This is a genomic window from Bacillus cereus group sp. RP29 (assembly GCF_040459765.1).
Classification (GTDB): Bacteria; Bacillota; Bacilli; order Bacillales; family Bacillaceae_G; genus Bacillus_A; species Bacillus_A paranthracis.
The window spans coordinates 390597-406487 of the sequence record NZ_JARVHN010000001.1 but is presented as its reverse complement, the minus strand read 5'-3'; the positions used below and the strand labels follow the sequence as shown (position 1 = coordinate 406487).

The following is a 15891-nucleotide window of genomic DNA, read 5'->3' as shown; positions in this document are numbered from 1 at the left end:
CTTAATTACTTCAGCTTAAATACCGCACTCACTGGGTTATGATCACTATTTTCAAACTTTAAATCTTTTCCTTGCACATTTACAATCTCAACATTCGGTGAAACGATAAAGCCATCAATAATCGTGACGAAGTTTTCACCTTCTACATATTTCTTCACATCGTCTCTCACTGTCATAACAGACGGGTCTACAGCCCATTTAAAGCCACCATCAGTAAAGTCCTTCGGTAACTCTACTAACCACTCAGGACGCTCCTTCACAAACTTCGGATCACTTAATTGAACATCAGAAACTAATTGATTCCAATCTCCGCCCATTATTACGTAATCACCATTTTTATAATGCTTGTTCATATATTCTTTTAAAAACTCTACTTGCTGTTTTCTAATTTTCCCGCCTTCATCGTACGCAGACAAATGTAAGTTTACAAGTCTAACATGCTTTCCATTATTAACAGGGATTGTATGTTCAACAATCGCCCGATCTAAATCAAATAAACGCTTCGGCCAAGGCTCCATTCCAGGAAGCTGGAATCTCTTCGCTTCTTGAACAGTGTATTTAGAAAACGTACTTAATCCAGCCTCCGCATATCCCATTGGATTTGTTATTGGCACTGGAACCCATTTCGTATCGTAGTTCTTGCCAAATGACGAAACATAATCAGGCAATCCTTTTTTCAAAAATTCATGTTCATTCACATCAAATGATCGAAGTGATTTTATATCAACTTCTTGTAGTAGCGCAAAATCACTATTCTCATTTTGTAAAAACGAAAGCATATTCTTTAGGTTAACTTCCGTTTGCTCTTTACTACTTGAACCAGATCCCTTTCCCCCATCCATAAAGAAATCTTGCTCCTTATCTAATCCACCATATCCAATATTAAATGTTGTAACTTTAAATTCATTTCCTGTCGCTAATACGCGCTCTTTATTATTTTCCACCTTCAAACTTACAATATCCGCAGGCTGTTCTTTAGTAAGTGTCATATACCCTAAAAAAACACCTACAACTCCCAATGCTACTAAAATACATATAAGTGCTATTTTTAATAATTTCTTCAAATAAACGCCCCTTTTCTAAAACACATAACTTAATTATCTTTATTTTCAGTTAACTAAAACTGAATGACAGACATAAGAAATATTTTATCATATCAAAAACCTTATATCACTATATTTAGTTTATAAACAATAACTCTTGCTCTTACATTATCAAAAATACAAAATCCCCTAACTCCTTCACTGGAAATCAAGCGCAATGTTTAGTACACTATATGTAATAATCATAGGCGATGGAGTTCGCCATAAACGCTGCTTAGCTAATGACTCCTACCAGTATCACTACTGGTAGGAGTCTATTTTTTTGAGCAAGCTATTCAAAGAGGTGAGAAAATTGATTTATATTATCGTCGGCATTGCCGGTATATTAGGGGCCCTTTCTCGTTATTATTTAGGTCTTACTATTCATGAATCTTGGCATTATACATTTCCACTAGCTACATTACTGATTAACTTAGTCGGCTGCTTCTTATTAGCGTGGCTGACTACGTATATCGCTAAGCTCAACATCTTATCTTCAGATATAATCACAGGCATCGGGACAGGATTCATTGGTTCTTTTACGACGTTTTCAACATTTAGTGTAGAAACTATTCAATTGATCAATCGTTCTGAGTGGAGCATAGCCTTCTTATATGTATCATGCAGCATACTTGGTGGCCTCATTATGTCTGGACTTGGCTATACACTAGGTAATTTCTTACTTAAGAAACATCTTACGGAAGGTGATCACTTATGATGGAAGCTTTATTAGTCGCAACAGGGGGATTTTTCGGTGCGATTACGCGATTTACAATTAGCAATTGGTTTAAAAAAAGAAATAAAACTTCCTTTCCAATTGCTACATTTCTCATTAATATAACAGGAGCCTTTTTACTCGGATATATAATTGGCAGCGGAGTCACTACAGGTTGGCAATTATTATTAGGTACTGGATTTATGGGTGCCTTCACGACATTCTCGACGTTTAAACTAGAATCTGTTCAGCTTCTCAATCGTAAAAGCTTTAGCACATTCCTTTTATATTTAAGCGCTACTTACATAGTTGGTATCCTCTTCGCATTCCTTGGAATGCAGCTAGGCGGAATATAAAAAAGAAAGCGACTCTTATCAGTCGCTTTCTTTCATAAGAAATAAGTCCCACCATATGGAATGGAAAAGAAACTAGCTGGATACACATCATAATTCACACTTTGCATCGGAAATTGTGAGTATGGCATATACTGTCCTTGCATCATTTGTGCCAAATATGCTTGTTGCTGCATTTGAATCGCTTGATTCATAGCATGAATGGTCTCCTGCGCCCCAGCGAGCGTAATAGCTGCTCCCACTTGTCTACCACTATAAAAATAATGATTCATCATGATTCAACTCACTTATTATTTTTCTTCCATATCGTATGTTTCTATTTCATGATGAGTGTTTCATTCCAATTAACGAGTTCCCTACTATAGCTCTTCCAAATGGTTATTTTGTGCCAAAGTATGCCTTTTGGAACATACACATTCTTATCGCATTATGATAGTTACCGTCAACGAAAAACTCGTCTAACAGTTCACCTTCCACCATAAATCCAACCTTTTTATAAACATGTACAGCTTTTTCATTCTCTTTATCAACAACTAAATAGAGTTTATGCATATTTAATACAGAAAAAGCATAATCCATCGCTAAACGCGTCGCTTCCGCTGCATAACCATATCCTTGATAATTTGGATCAATAATAATTTGAAATTCTGTTCTACGGTGAATATAATCGATTTCCACTAATTCGACTAATCCAACCATTTCATTGTCTTTTTCAACGATAAATCGGCGTTCACTTTGATCATGTATATGTTTATCGTATAAGTCTTGTAGCTCCACAAATGCCTCATACGGTTCTTCAAACCAATACGACATAATATGTGCATTATTATTAAGTTCATGTACAAACTTTAAATCTTCTCGCTCTAATGGACGCAATTTCAATTCCTGATTCATTTCTATAACCTCCAAATAAAAGAAACCTCTTCACTTAATTTCTCAATTTTTTTCAATTTCAAACGCCCTAATTTTATTGTAAACCTTTAAGTAACTTGAAGGTCAAGATGTAAAAAAGTAGTGCAAACTTATGTCTGCACTACTACTCTTTTCTCAAATCTCTCATATTTGATATGTATAAAGCAATAACTAAAACAAGAATCGCTCCTGCGTATAATAACGTCTCCATCGGTTCCTCATGAGACACAATAATCAATCGAATTAACGCCGTGATTCCGATATAAATGAAATAACGTAACGGGAAATGATAATTCGATTTAAAATACTTAATGATTAATGCAATGAACTCAAAGTATAAGAAATAGACGATGATACTTTCAACTAATTTATATGACGTATACTTCTTCGCTGAAAATATGTATTGAATAAAAGTAATCGTCTCGTTAATTAAAAAAATAGATAAGACAATGGATAATATAATTAGTGCTATATTTAATATCCACTGTAAAACACTCGCGATAAAATGATCGATATTAAATTTCATTTTCTCATTAAACTCCCCTTCGTATAAGTACTTATTTATTATAGCAAAATTATAATTGGAGGTGGGTTAAATCATAGGTTCGTCCTTTGTTGGTGCCGGTGTGTGGGATGTTCATTGTTTGGAGGAGTCTTTTGACAGTCGCACTCGATTGAACGTTAAGAAATTTCTTCAACTGCATATTTGTACAAGTGTCACCAATAAGAAGTACGTAATCTTTTAAAGCAAATTCATGCGCCACTTTAGAGATAGCTTTACAGTTCGAACAATACCAGCCTTTTTTCAATTTAAACATTGGTAGTACAGAACATACCTCACATTGTACACCGTGTAACAACTCTTCTTTTTTAATTTTAAATTGTTCAAGAATATTTTGCCGTAATGGAGCATGGTTGGCTACTATTTGACGAATAAGAATATCTACATTTTTTATAGCTTTTTTCTTATATTTACTCTCAAACCATTTGATTTTATTAGGTAAATTTGCACTGTGGATAATTGTATTAAGGAGATTATCATCTGAAGCTTTAATAATAGTTCGGGGGTTACTAATCACAACAAGTGATTCAATTGGAAAACGAGAAAATCCATTTAGACTTAACCATTTCCTAAGCTGTTCCTCTTGTCTTTTCACTTGTAGAATTGGATCTGGAAAGCCTTCTGAATTTCCCTCTGATATTCTAATAAGTTGATTAAACTTTGAATCAAATAGTAACGTACCTGCTATATTTTTTATTTCGAGGAAAAGAAGAAAATATGCTGAAATGATAATCGTATCAATTTGAAAATGGTAATTTTGATCAAACAACCTTATATCGTGCAAAATACGATATTTTTCCTCCGAGAGAAAACTTAGCGGATAATTAATAGCTTGTTCACCTTTATAACCAGCCTTATGCTTCGCTAAACTTTCTACAATCATATCTCGTTTCGGATGATGAGCTGGTAATCGCCTAAATAACGCTTCTAATTGCCGTAAATAAATCGGCATTTGCCGTTCTTTCACAATCATCTTTAGCCCTCCCCAAAATATATCGACGATTTTTCAAATATATCGACGATAACTCACAATATATCAACGATTTTTTCATTATATCGACGATTCGACATAGAATATCGACTTACCGACAAAAAACGACACAACATACACACATAAAATCCTATACACAGTATAGCATCACATCTAAAATCGCACTGTAAGCATAATATGAATCCGCCCATTTAATTACGTCGTTTTCAAAATGAGAGATTTACATTCACCTCATGTAAAAGATTTTTTTATAAATATGAAAATTTTTTAGGAATTAGTTTATCTTTTTTTAATGTTTTATTTAGAGGCAGTTTATACTCGAATATTAACATAATAAACATAGTAACTATTACTATAATCACAAACCGTACAACTTACATTTATAAAATGAGGAGACGATAAAAATGAATAAAAAAACGAAAGCACTATCATCTATATTGCTCGGACTCACAATCGCACTAACAGGGTGCGTTGGTACTAAAGCCGAAGAAAATCATAGTAAGCCGAAACAAGAACAAGCTGCTAAAGAAACAAAAAAGGAAAACAAGTTAACGAAAGGCCAAAAAATGGCTAACATTCTTAGCGACACAAATTGGCAAGGTACACGAGTATTAGATAAAGATAAAAATGACTTAACAAAAGAAAATGCAAACTTCATTGGTCTTGCAAAATATGATGCAAAGTCTGGAAGATATGAATTTTTTGATGCTAAAACAGGTGCAAGTCGTGGCGATAAAGGAACTTTCTTTATCACAAATGATGGGAAGAAGAGAATATTAATTTCAGAATCAATGAAATATCAAGCTGTTGTTGATATGACAAAGCTAAATAAGAATATATTTACTTATAAACGAATGGGGAAAGATGCTAACGGTAAAGATGTAGAAGTTTTCGTTGAACATGTTCCATATAAAGAAAAAGAGCTTTCTTTCACTGATCCGGACAAGCAGCTGAACACAACTACAGGCGATATCGTTAAAAACGTTGATGGAGATAAGATTTTAGGCGGAACCCTTTGGCACGGAACAAAAGTATTAGATGAAGCTGGTAATGATGTGACACAGTTTAATTCGAATTTTATAAGTCTAGCAAAATTCGATGACAAGTCTAATAAATATGAGTTCTTCAATAGCGAAACAGGCCAAAGCCGCGGTGACTATGGCTACTTCGATGTGTTGCACGAAAATAAAATAAGAGCTCATGTTTCACTTGGAAATAATAAATATGGTGCGGCTCTTGAACTTACTGAACTAAATAATAAGAAATTTACTTATAAAAGAACTGGTAAAGACCAAGCAGGGAAAGACATCACTGTATTTGTTGAACATGAACCTTATACAGGTGATATGAAACCACAATTTAGTTTTTAATTTGTTTGATTAAAAATCTATATTTGATATTTAGAACATGAAGAAGCATAAGCTGACCAAAACGGTCAGCTTATGCTTCTTTTTACATGTAACAACCACTACAGCTCTTCAATTACCTTCGTTAGTTTTTGAAGCGCTGATAAAAAATTTGTTAATTCTTCAGATAAAAAAACTGCTGCCTACAAAATATAGACAGCAGCTACAGTATACATTTTATAACTAATAAACAGCGATCGGCCCATAAGGACCATTAATAATTTCTATTCTTGTTTCAAAAATATCTGTCAAAAGTGTTGAGTCCATAACTTCTTCTACTGTTCCAAAAGCAGCAATTTGTCCATCTTTCATCGCACAAATTTTATCAGAGTATTTAGCTGCAAAATTTATGTCATGCATAACAGTCAAAATTGTTCTTCCAAATTCATTAGCCGCACGTCTCAAATGCTCCATCATTTGAACAGAACGAGCAACATCAAGGTTATTTAGCGGCTCGTCCAAAAGTACATATTCAGTCTCTTGGCACAATACCATCGCTACATATGCCCTTTGTCTTTGTCCACCAGAAAGCTCATCTAAATATCTATTCTCTAAATTCGTTAAATCTAGGAAGTCGATATATTTAGAAATAATAACTTCATCCTCTTTCGTTAATCTTCCCTTTGAATAAGGAAAGCGCCCAAATCCAACTAATTGTCTAACAGTAAGCCTCGTTACAAAATGATTTTCTTGTCGCAATATAGTCAAAACTTTTGCTAAGTCTTTTGATTTGGATTCAGAAACATCCATATTTGCTACTTGGATTTGACCTTCATCCATATCTAAAAGTCTTCCTATCATCAAAAGTGTCGTTGACTTTCCAGCGCCATTTGGTCCGATTAAAGAAGTAAAGCCTGCTTTTGGTATTTCAATATCTAAAGGTCCTATTTTTACCTTATCCGTATAGAACTTTTTAACATTATCAATTTTTATCATAAAGCCCTCTTCCTTAAAACTATAGTTAAGAATATAATTCCACCAAATAATTCAATAATAACTGAAACTACACCTTGAGCATGGAATACATGATACATTAAAAAGTATGCGCTCGTCATTATTAAAAATCCGATTGCAAAAGCCATTGGGAAAATATATCTGTGATCATACGTCGATGCCGCCTGATAACTCAAAGTTGCTACTAAAAATCCATAGAAAGTAAGTGGCCCAATTAGAGCTGTTGAAATAGACATTAAAATAGCTACTAATACAAGCGTATAAATTACACTAGGTTGATATTTAACTCCAAAAGAAGTAGCAACATCCTTTCCTAGCGACAAAACATTCAAATTCTTAGAATGAGCAAAAATTAATACTGCTACAATTATGATCATCGGAATTACAATAGGAAAATAGGCAGGATCTGCATGATTAACAGAGCCAAATAATTTCGCTTGCAAAATATCAAACTCTGAAGGCGCAAGTAGTTTTCTCATGAAAGTTGACATAGAATTTAGTCCAGTGCCAATGATAATCCCGACTAAAAGCATAAGTTGTAAATTCCCGTATTTACCGGAAAGTAGCCATCCATAAAGTATCAAACTCATGAGGACCATAACAACGACTTGAAATAAAAATGATCCAATTCCATTAAAATTGATCAATGCACTAGCACCAAAGAAGAATATTGTGCTCGTGTGAATTGCTGAATAAAGTGATTCGAAACCTAAAAGCGAAGGAGTAATAATCTTATTATTCGTAATGGATTGGAAAGCAACTGTCGACAAGCTATGGCAAACAGCTGCAATAATCATTGCAACAATAGCTACAATCCTTCTCTTAACAACTGGGATAAAAGAAGGTGAATCTATCGGAACTGGATTGTTATACACTAAAAGTCCATATGAAGAAAGGAGGCCTAAAGCAATCAATGTTATCAGTACAATCCAATAACGTCTTGCTTCCTTCTTAGAACGAAAAGCGCTAGCTGATCTACTTTCATTATGAAGGCTAGAATCGACTTCGACATTTTCTTTATTTCTATAATCTAATGTGATCATCGTAGCCTCCTTGGTTTTCTTTTTCTCAATAAAATAGTAATAAACACGACTGCTCCTACTGATGCAAGTATTAAAGAAACAGGTAATTCAAAAGGTTTTATAATTGTTCGAGAAATGATATCACAGGCAGTTATTGTCCCCATTCCGATCAGACACACCCAAGGTAAATTACTTCTAAGATCATCACCTCTAAACATGGAAACAATATTTGGAACAATTAACCCTAAGAAAGGTAAATTTCCAATAACAGCTGCAACAATTCCAACGGCAAAAGAAATAAGGGCCGTTCCAAAAAGAACAATTCGGTTGTAATTAACTCCAAGGCTTGTTGCAACATCTTCTCCTAGTCCAGCTAAAGTCAATCTATTCGCATACATAAAAATAAGCAAAGTAACGATAACAATCAGCCATAAATATTCGTATCTTCCCACCTGAATGTTAGCAAATGAACCTACAAACCAAGTTTCAATACTTTGCGTCATTTGAAAAAGGAGTCCTAAAAAAGTAGACACTGCAGAAATAACTGCTCCAAGCATCAATCCAATAATCGGGACAATTAAAGACGAACGGAGCTTAACTCTTCTTAAAAATAGAAAGAAAATCATAGTTCCTATAAAAGAAAAAATGATTGCACCAGTCATTCTTTGAACTAAAGTTGGGGCAGGAAATAGTAAATACACAAAAAGCAGGCCTAAGCCTGACCATTCAATAGTCCCCGTTGTAGTAGGTTCAACAAATCGATTTTGTGTAATAAGTTGCATGACGAGCCCTGCCATCGCCATTGCAGCTCCAGTAAGCATTAATGCAACTGTTCTCGGAACACGAGTGATGAAAAACATCTCCATTCCGTCCTCTTGTCCACGTATATCATAAACGCCAGTAAACAGTGATATAATCCCTAAAATTATAACAACTATAATCGCTATTATAAAAGATTTTGTCCATAATTTATTGTGATTATAAAACTGGGGTTGAGAAATATTCTCAACCCTAGAAATTATATTTTTTGACACTGCTTCGTACTCCTTTACACTACTTAGCTAAAGTTTTTGCAAGATTTCCAAATAACTCTATATAAGTTTGAATTGATTCATTTGTGTAAGTATCTGCTGGTGCATAAATAACTTGTTTTTTAGAAACAGCAGTTGTGTTTTGAAGAGCTGGTGATTTAGAAATAACATCCTGAGCAGGAGCTGACTTAGCTGCATCAGATGTTGCAGCATCACGATCTAATACGAACAGCCAATCAGGATTTGTTTGTGCAATAGCTTCAACAGAAACGTCGTCACCTTTATGACCTGCAGTAGAATTAGAAACTTCTAATGCTGGAGTCCAACCGAAAATTTCATACATTGGTCCCCAAACACGGCCAGAGTGCGGCGCAGCAAAACCGATATTACCACCAGTAACGATAACACTCATAACTTTATCTTTTCCGTTATAAGCAGATTTTGCATTTTCAATAGATTTATCAAAATCAGCTACTAATTTTTTAGCTTCTTTCTCTTTATCAAAGATTTTTCCTAAAGTAACAGTAGAATCTTTAAGTCCTTTTAATAAGTTTTCTCCAGGCTTAGTAGCCTTCTCAGAAACATCAACATTAAGATCAATAACTGCTGCATTTGGTACTAATTTTTTGATTTCTTCGTAATGGCTAGCAAATCTTTGACCAACAATTACAAGGTCAGGGTTTGCAGCGGCAATAATTTCAAGATTTGGTTCACGGTGATTCCCAATATTTTGAACTTTTTCATCCTTTTTATATGCTGAATCAGCAGGCATGATATCCTTTGGAGCAGCCGCTAATTTAATTCCCCAATCAGCTAAAGTTTCAAACGTTCTATTATCTAAAGCAACTACATTCTTTGGATTTACAGGAACAGTAACTTTTCCATGCGCATCAGTGATTTCAACCGTTTTTGGCTTATCACTACCATTATCTTTAGTAGCCTTCGAAGTTTCTTTACTTGAATCTGAGCAAGCTACTAACATTAAAGTGAAAATTGCTAGAATACTTACTAATTTTAAAAGCATAGTTTTTTTCATACGTATACTCCTTATTATGTAATTTATTTCGAAAATGATGACTTCCAAAGATTGAATTAGATAATAACTGCTATTCACCTAAATCAATATTGATAATCATTTTCATTTGAATATCCTGTAAATAAGTATAGTCATTAATTATGTGAAAATCTTGTGAATGGTGTGAGTTAATAAAATTAAAAATAAATTTGATACGGTCTCAACTAATGCGCAGCAGATCCATCCCCCACACCTTATAAAACATGGTTTTTACTGCAAAAAAATGACTATTTCCTGATAGCAATCTTCTTTTTATAGTTTCTGTCTTTTCATATTTCACAGAAACTACTTTATGATCTTATTTTTATCATTCAACCATTGAATAGCCTCTGCCATGTATTGTTTGAATATATCTATTTTTCTTCTCACACTTTAACTTTTTTCTTACATACCCAATATATAAGTCTACTACATTTGGATTTACGACTACGTTATGTCCCCAAACTTGGTTCAAAAGCATTTCACGGCTCAATATTGTATTTTTATTCTTGATTAAAAATACAAGTAAATCGTACTCACGCTTCGTAAGCGAGAGATTTTTACCACCTTTTTTCACAACATTGCTAGATGCATCAACAAAGAGATCTTTAAACTGATAAAAGGTTATCTCATTTTGCTGGTTACAGTTACTTCTCCTTAAAATAGCTTGCACCCTTGCTACTAATTCTTCTTTCGCAAATGGTTTTCTTATATAATCATCAGCTCCAGCTTGTAACCCTGCTACGCAATCCTTGCTAGAAATATTGTCGGTCACAATAATGATGGGTGTCATTTTAACAAGTCGTATTTTCCTGCAAATTTCTGGTCCAGATATACTTAATGAATCCCAATCTAATATAATAATATCCCAATCTTGTTCATATGCTATATTTAAACCTTCGTTTTCATTGTGAAGTTTTAAAATGAAATGGCCTTCTTCCGTTAAACCGCTTACGATTTTCTTTGCTAAAGACCGTTCATTTTTAATTACTAACACCTGCCTCACCGATGGTTCACCTCTACTTCAATATAACTTAGTTACATAAAAATTATTTAAGATTTATAAATATTAAACCCCTAAAAAATCCATTAAAACAGCTTATTAGGAGAACTCTATATAATCTTACAATAGGTATAGATAGAAACACAAAACATATTAAGATTTGAATAAAATGAATTTTCAATTCATCTCAATCGGACTTTTACAGGCATCTCGGCAGATAATAGGATAAAAGAAAATATAACAAAAGCACTTATCCATAGAATAAGTGCTTTTGTTATGTTTTCGCGATTGTATGATATTGATTTCCTTTAGGGAAATGTATAGTCACTTTTGTATATTCATTCTCCTTCGATTCGATAGAAATATCATGCCCTAATTTATGAGATAAACGTTTCGCTAAATATAACCCTAATCCCGTTGACTTCGTATGGACTCTCCCGTTCGCTCCTGTAAAACCACGCTCAAATACACGCCCAATATCTTCAAGCTTAATACCAATTCCATTATCTTGAATAATGAGTCGCTTTTCTGCTTTGTCTTCTTCCCCAATAAACTTAATTTCTCCATGCGAATCAGTATACTTCAATGCATTTGCCACAATCTGATCGACAATAAAAGATAACCATTTTGTATCACTCTCTACTAAAAGTTGCAAGTTTGTGCGTTCAAATTGAATGCGTTTTGAAATAAATGTCTTAGCATATTTCTTCATACTAGCACCCGTAATCGCCTCTAGAGAAACTTCTTGAATGAAATAATCTTTTGAGAAGGAATCAAGCCGTGAATAATACAAAGCTTGTTCAACAAAGTGATCTATTTTTCCTAACTCATCTTCTAATTTATCAATTAAAATATCCGCTGGTTTGTTGCTACGCATCAATAGTTGACTAGCAGCAATCGGTATCTTAACTTCATGAATCCAAGACATAATAAAATCATGATATTCTTTCTTTTCCTCATGCAATACGTACATTTTCTCTTGTTGCTCTAAATACAGTTTTTTTAATATATCTGTATACATTTCCTGTTCATATGTGTGTGGATTTGGAATTGCAATAACTGTATCCTGCTCTAAATGAAGAGCAATATGAAGTTCTTTATAAAATCTTTTATGATAAAAATACCCGATTATAAGATAGATAAGAATAAAAATTGCACTTACAACATTGATATATATAAGGTTTGCTTTTGTATTACTTAATCCCTCACTTAAATAAATCATGGTAGAAATAAATAACATAATCAAAAAGTAAAGAAGCATAAAATACCGGCGTTCTTTTATGTAACGAAAAATACTCATGTAATAATGTAACCTTGCCCTTTCTTCGTATGGATAAATTCCTCTTTTCCAAGTTCAGCAAGCTTCTTCCTTACACGAGCGACGTTTACTGTTAATGTATTATCATCAACAAAACTTTCATTTTCCCAAAGTTTACGCATAATATTATCTCGACTTACAATCGATCCTATATTCTGCATTAATATCTGTAAAATTTTAAACTCATTTTTTGTTAATTCCAATATTTGATTATGATAGGTTACTTCCCCGCTCTGTAAATTTAATACGACACCTTCATATTCAACAACATTAGTTTCAGCTTGTGTATAAGAATATGTACGTCTCATGAGAGCCTGAATTTTAGCAACTAAAACATCTGTATAAAATGGTTTCTGCATAAAATCATCTCCCCCCATATTCATAGCCATTACCATATCCATAGGGTTATCACGAGATGACAAGAAAATAATTGGTACTTTCGATACTTCACGAATTTTTCTACACCAATAAAATCCATCAAAATAAGGAAGATTAATATCAAGTAAAACAAGTTGCGGAGATTGCGCCAAAAAATCGTTTAAAATATGTTCAAAGTTTGTACTCGTCCATACTTTAAATCCCCATTTCTCTAACTCATCGGCAACCGTTTCACGAATGGTTGGTTCATCTTCAACTAATAAAACTTTCATAAAAAGTTTGCCTCCTAGCACTATTTTAACCTTACAAGTTTGTAAGGTTTGAATTATAATTTGTAAGGTTGTCCTATGGTTTAGGGTATAAAATTACCATACAATAAGCTTATCATACAATAGAGGAGGATCCATATTGAACCCCGTATTACAGGCAAAACACGTAAGGAAGGTCTTTAGTAATAGAGGTAACATATTTACTGCCCTCCATGATATTGATCTAACAATTTTTGAAGGTGAATTCGTTGGCATAATGGGTCCATCTGGATCTGGAAAATCTACTTTATTAAATATATTATCGACAATTGATATACCAACCACTGGAGAAATTATTGTTGATGGAAAAGATGTTATAAAAATGAAAGATGAACAACTTACTGCATTTCGTATTGACACATTAGGCTTTATTTTTCAGGACTACAATTTACTTGATACATTAACGATAAAGGATAATATACTTTTACCACTTGCTTTAAGAAATATAAATGCACAAGAAATTGATGCACGCGTAGATGAAGTTGCAACAATGTTTGGCATTCAAGAACTGCTAAATAAATATCCGTATCAAATTTCTGGTGGACAACAACAGCGTACTGCGGCAGCGAGAGCTATTATAGGAAAACCGAAATTAATTTTAGCTGATGAACCTACAGGTGCACTAGACTCTAAATCAGCAGCTGATTTACTACACAGCCTACAAGCGTTAAATAAAAAACAACTTGCCACCATTTTGATGGTTACGCATGATCCCTTTGTAGCAAGTTATTGCAAACGCATCCTCTTTATTAAAGATGGAAAACTCTTCACAGAACTTGTAAAGGGCGAGATGCCACAAGAAGAATTCTCCCAAAAACTATTACATATTCTTTCTGCTCTTGGAGGTAGCGGGCATGACACCATTTAGTATCATCAAAAAAAACTTACAAAGAAATCTTAAAAATTATGTACTATACTTTGCATCTATGATACTTAGTATTGTCATTTATTTCATTTTTGTATCCTTACAATATAACGATTATATCGTAGAACAAACAAATACAGCCAAAGGAATTGCAGATGTTTTTCAAGCTTCTTCTGTTATTCTAATCATTTTTGTAGCAATATTCATCTGGTATTCAAACTCATTTTTCACAAAGAAAAGAAAAAAGGAAATTGCACTATATTCCTTACTAGGTGTTCCAAAACGGCAAATTGGTACCATGTTATTTTATGAAAATCTCATCATAGGAATTATTGCACTCATTATAGGAATGAGCATCGGGGCTTTACTCTCAAAGGTATTTTCCATGTTACTTTTAAAAGTAATGCAATTATCAACCACTATTTCATTTTCTTTTTCTTTAGAAGCAATAATACATACCACGCTTGTATTTACCATTATTATTTTAATAACATCTTTTCACGGTTATAGCATCATTTACAAGTTCAAATTGATTGAATTACTTCAAGCTGAAAGACAAGGCGAGCTCATTCCAAAAGGATCCATATGGACCGCTTTATTAGGAATTATTTTAGTTATCTCTTCTTACTGGTTCGCACTTCAACCTATTTTCTCTTCTCTATGGCTGGACCATAAGATACGGAATATGTGTATTATTTTAGGTGGTTCTATAATCGGTACATATTTCATATTTCGTTCTTTTACCGTTTTTTTATTACTTGGCTTACAGAAGAATAAAACACGCTATTACCGTGGGATTAATGTGGTTAGTGTATCTCAACTATTAGCACGCATTCAAGCAAACGCAAAAACACTAACTGCCATTGCGCTATTAAGCACAGTCACACTGTGTGGAATCGGTGCTTCTTATAGTATGTATTATAAAAATAAAGTAATGATTGATAAAACAGAACCGTTTAGTTTTATGTATGTAAAAACAGATTCACAAGTAGATCAACAAATTGAAAATACAATAAAAAATTCTAATCATACAATAAAAGAGAAGATTACTATTCCTTTAATAAAAGTAAAAGCGGATTTACAGGTGAATGGTCTCATGCCAATTAATTTTGAAAAAAATCCTAATGAGTTAAATTTATTATCTGAGAGTACATTCAATATGCTAGCCGATAAGACTAATAAGGATATAAAAGTATCCCTTCAAAATACAGAAGTGGTTGCTCTCGATGCAAATAAAAGTCATACGTTTCAAACTGAATATAAAAACGGCAAAGTAGACCTGCATCTTTCAAATAATGATTATTCATTGCAATTTGTAGGAAAAATTCAAGACAACATCCTAAATGATTCATTACACGAATTCACTATCGTCGTGCCCGACCAAATTTTTTATGATATGAGCAAACAACAAAAACCTTATATGCTACAAGCATATAAAGTATCCGATGACAAAAATACAGAAAAGTTAACGAAAGCAATTCAAATACTCCTTAAAGATATCAATTTAATATCCAAATACGGTGCTTATAAAAGTGCTGTGGAAGCCACAGGATTAGTCATCTTCGCTGGTGTATTTTTAGGACTCGTCTTTTTAGCTGCAACTGGAAGCATCATTTACTTTAAACAATTAACAGAAGCAACTATAGATCAAGACAAATATATCATTTTACGTAAATTAGGTGTAAGTAAGCAAACCATTTTTAAATCGATTGCAAAACAAATTGCCTTTATATTCATTTTGCCACTTACTGTCGGTAGCTTGCATAGTATTGTCGTTTTAAAGGCACTTTCTAATACACTTGGCATAGATATTTTCATTCCAGTTTTAACTACCATAGTTGCCTATACATTGATTTATTTTGCTTACTATATACTGACAGTAAAATCCTATAATAATATCGTGAATAAATAAAAAAGCATCTCAACAGATGCTTTTT

General features: G+C 33.3%; 17 protein-coding genes and 1 riboswitch. Of the genes, 5 read left to right on the top strand and 12 right to left on the bottom strand.

Annotation, left to right across the window (positions count from 1 at the left end; all coding sequences use genetic code 11):
- Window positions 1–5: 5 nt before the first annotated feature.
- Window positions 6–1064, bottom strand: a complete 1059-nt coding sequence (locus QCI47_RS02015) for an endonuclease/exonuclease/phosphatase family protein (protein WP_000734834.1) — start codon at window positions 1062–1064, stop codon at window positions 6–8.
- Between the two features lie 217 nt (window positions 1065–1281).
- A riboswitch (Fluoride riboswitch) is annotated at window positions 1282–1341 on the top strand.
- Between the two features lie 54 nt (window positions 1342–1395).
- Here QCI47_RS02015 and crcB (QCI47_RS02010) point away from each other — a divergent pair.
- Entirely contained in the window at window positions 1396–1800 is a 405-nt protein-coding gene (crcB, locus tag QCI47_RS02010) for a fluoride efflux transporter CrcB (RefSeq protein WP_175879552.1), read from the top strand.
- Entirely contained in the window at window positions 1797–2153 is a 357-nt protein-coding gene (gene crcB, locus QCI47_RS02005; protein ID WP_076868884.1) for a fluoride efflux transporter CrcB, read from the top strand. Before crcB (QCI47_RS02010) ends, crcB (QCI47_RS02005) begins: the two co-directional genes overlap by 4 nt.
- A 32-nt stretch (window positions 2154–2185) precedes the next feature.
- Here crcB (QCI47_RS02005) and QCI47_RS02000 read toward each other — a convergent pair whose 3' ends face one another.
- From QCI47_RS02000 to QCI47_RS01985, 4 genes are all read right to left on the bottom strand, one after another.
- Window positions 2186–2425, bottom strand: a complete 240-nt coding sequence (locus tag QCI47_RS02000) for a DUF3947 family protein (RefSeq protein WP_033671843.1) — start codon at window positions 2423–2425, stop codon at window positions 2186–2188.
- Window positions 2426–2528: 103 nt separating this feature from the next.
- Complete coding sequence (speG, locus tag QCI47_RS01995) at window positions 2529–3044, bottom strand: spermidine N1-acetyltransferase (protein ID WP_001071088.1); 516 nt, start codon at window positions 3042–3044, stop codon at window positions 2529–2531.
- Between the two features lie 142 nt (window positions 3045–3186).
- A complete protein-coding gene (gene psiE, locus QCI47_RS01990) occupies window positions 3187–3588 on the bottom strand; it encodes a phosphate-starvation-inducible protein PsiE (RefSeq protein WP_000671174.1) in 402 nt (133 codons plus the stop codon).
- A 49-nt stretch (window positions 3589–3637) separates the two neighbouring features.
- Complete coding sequence (locus QCI47_RS01985) at window positions 3638–4597, bottom strand: nuclease-related domain-containing protein (RefSeq protein WP_000635753.1); 960 nt, start codon at window positions 4595–4597, stop codon at window positions 3638–3640.
- A 422-nt stretch (window positions 4598–5019) separates the two neighbouring features.
- Between QCI47_RS01985 and QCI47_RS01980 the strand changes: the two genes are divergently transcribed.
- Window positions 5020–5985 (top strand): DUF4822 domain-containing protein, encoded by a 966-nt coding sequence (locus QCI47_RS01980; protein ID WP_071742126.1) that lies wholly within the window; start codon window positions 5020–5022, stop codon window positions 5983–5985.
- Between the two features lie 219 nt (window positions 5986–6204).
- Here the strand turns inward: QCI47_RS01980 and QCI47_RS01975 are convergent, their stop codons facing one another.
- From QCI47_RS01975 to QCI47_RS01945, 7 genes are all read right to left on the bottom strand, one after another.
- Window positions 6205–6957, bottom strand: coding sequence for an iron ABC transporter ATP-binding protein (locus QCI47_RS01975; RefSeq protein WP_000590069.1), 753 nt, complete (start codon window positions 6955–6957; stop codon window positions 6205–6207).
- Window positions 6954–8018, bottom strand: a complete 1065-nt coding sequence (locus QCI47_RS01970; RefSeq protein ID WP_000631129.1) for an iron chelate uptake ABC transporter family permease subunit — start codon at window positions 8016–8018, stop codon at window positions 6954–6956. Before QCI47_RS01970 ends, QCI47_RS01975 begins: the two co-directional genes overlap by 4 nt.
- Complete coding sequence (locus QCI47_RS01965) at window positions 8015–9031, bottom strand: ABC transporter permease (protein WP_000041830.1); 1017 nt, start codon at window positions 9029–9031, stop codon at window positions 8015–8017. The genes QCI47_RS01970 and QCI47_RS01965 overlap by 4 nt, the downstream gene beginning before the upstream one ends.
- Before the next feature lie 19 nt (window positions 9032–9050).
- Entirely contained in the window at window positions 9051–10064 is a 1014-nt protein-coding gene (locus QCI47_RS01960) for a siderophore ABC transporter substrate-binding protein (protein WP_353811683.1), read from the bottom strand.
- A gap of 346 nt (window positions 10065–10410) precedes the next feature.
- Complete coding sequence (locus QCI47_RS01955) at window positions 10411–11088, bottom strand: response regulator transcription factor (protein WP_074541097.1); 678 nt, start codon at window positions 11086–11088, stop codon at window positions 10411–10413.
- Window positions 11089–11359: 271 nt separating this feature from the next.
- Window positions 11360–12385 (bottom strand): sensor histidine kinase, encoded by a 1026-nt coding sequence (locus tag QCI47_RS01950; protein WP_229143373.1) that lies wholly within the window; start codon window positions 12383–12385, stop codon window positions 11360–11362.
- Window positions 12382–13053: a response regulator transcription factor gene (locus tag QCI47_RS01945; protein WP_095843251.1), complete on the bottom strand. Its 672-nt coding sequence runs from the start codon at window positions 13051–13053 to the stop codon at window positions 12382–12384. The genes QCI47_RS01950 and QCI47_RS01945 overlap by 4 nt, the downstream gene beginning before the upstream one ends.
- Window positions 13054–13189: 136 nt before the next feature.
- Here QCI47_RS01945 and QCI47_RS01940 point away from each other — a divergent pair, with 136 nt between their 5' ends.
- Both QCI47_RS01940 and QCI47_RS01935 read left to right on the top strand, forming a co-directional pair.
- Window positions 13190–13957, top strand: a complete 768-nt coding sequence (locus tag QCI47_RS01940; protein ID WP_309422164.1) for an ABC transporter ATP-binding protein — start codon at window positions 13190–13192, stop codon at window positions 13955–13957.
- Window positions 13944–15866, top strand: a complete 1923-nt coding sequence (locus tag QCI47_RS01935; protein ID WP_309422163.1) for an ABC transporter permease — start codon at window positions 13944–13946, stop codon at window positions 15864–15866. Before QCI47_RS01940 ends, QCI47_RS01935 begins: the two co-directional genes overlap by 14 nt.
- Window positions 15867–15891: the final 25 nt, after the last annotated feature.

What these genes read in the sequence shown, in the direction of transcription:
- QCI47_RS01935 (WP_309422163.1), top strand. Translation starts at nt 13,944, where the DNA reads ATGACACCATTTAGTATCATCAAAAAAAACTTACAAAGAAATCTTAAA.
- QCI47_RS01970 (WP_000631129.1), bottom strand. Translation starts at nt 8,018, where the DNA reads ATGATCACATTAGATTATAGAAATAAAGAAAATGTCGAAGTCGATTCT.
- QCI47_RS01960 (WP_353811683.1), bottom strand. Translation starts at nt 10,064, where the DNA reads ATGAAAAAAACTATGCTTTTAAAATTAGTAAGTATTCTAGCAATTTTC.
- QCI47_RS01950 (WP_229143373.1), bottom strand. Translation starts at nt 12,385, where the DNA reads ATGAGTATTTTTCGTTACATAAAAGAACGCCGGTATTTTATGCTTCTT.
- QCI47_RS02000 (WP_033671843.1), bottom strand. Translation starts at nt 2,425, where the DNA reads ATGATGAATCATTATTTTTATAGTGGTAGACAAGTGGGAGCAGCTATT.
- speG (WP_001071088.1), bottom strand. Translation starts at nt 3,044, where the DNA reads ATGAATCAGGAATTGAAATTGCGTCCATTAGAGCGAGAAGATTTAAAG.
- QCI47_RS01975 (WP_000590069.1), bottom strand. Translation starts at nt 6,957, where the DNA reads ATGATAAAAATTGATAATGTTAAAAAGTTCTATACGGATAAGGTAAAA.
- crcB (WP_076868884.1), top strand. Translation starts at nt 1,797, where the DNA reads ATGATGGAAGCTTTATTAGTCGCAACAGGGGGATTTTTCGGTGCGATT.
- QCI47_RS01985 (WP_000635753.1), bottom strand. Translation starts at nt 4,597, where the DNA reads ATGATTGTGAAAGAACGGCAAATGCCGATTTATTTACGGCAATTAGAA.
- psiE (WP_000671174.1), bottom strand. Translation starts at nt 3,588, where the DNA reads ATGAAATTTAATATCGATCATTTTATCGCGAGTGTTTTACAGTGGATA.
- QCI47_RS01945 (WP_095843251.1), bottom strand. Translation starts at nt 13,053, where the DNA reads ATGAAAGTTTTATTAGTTGAAGATGAACCAACCATTCGTGAAACGGTT.
- QCI47_RS01980 (WP_071742126.1), top strand. Translation starts at nt 5,020, where the DNA reads ATGAATAAAAAAACGAAAGCACTATCATCTATATTGCTCGGACTCACA.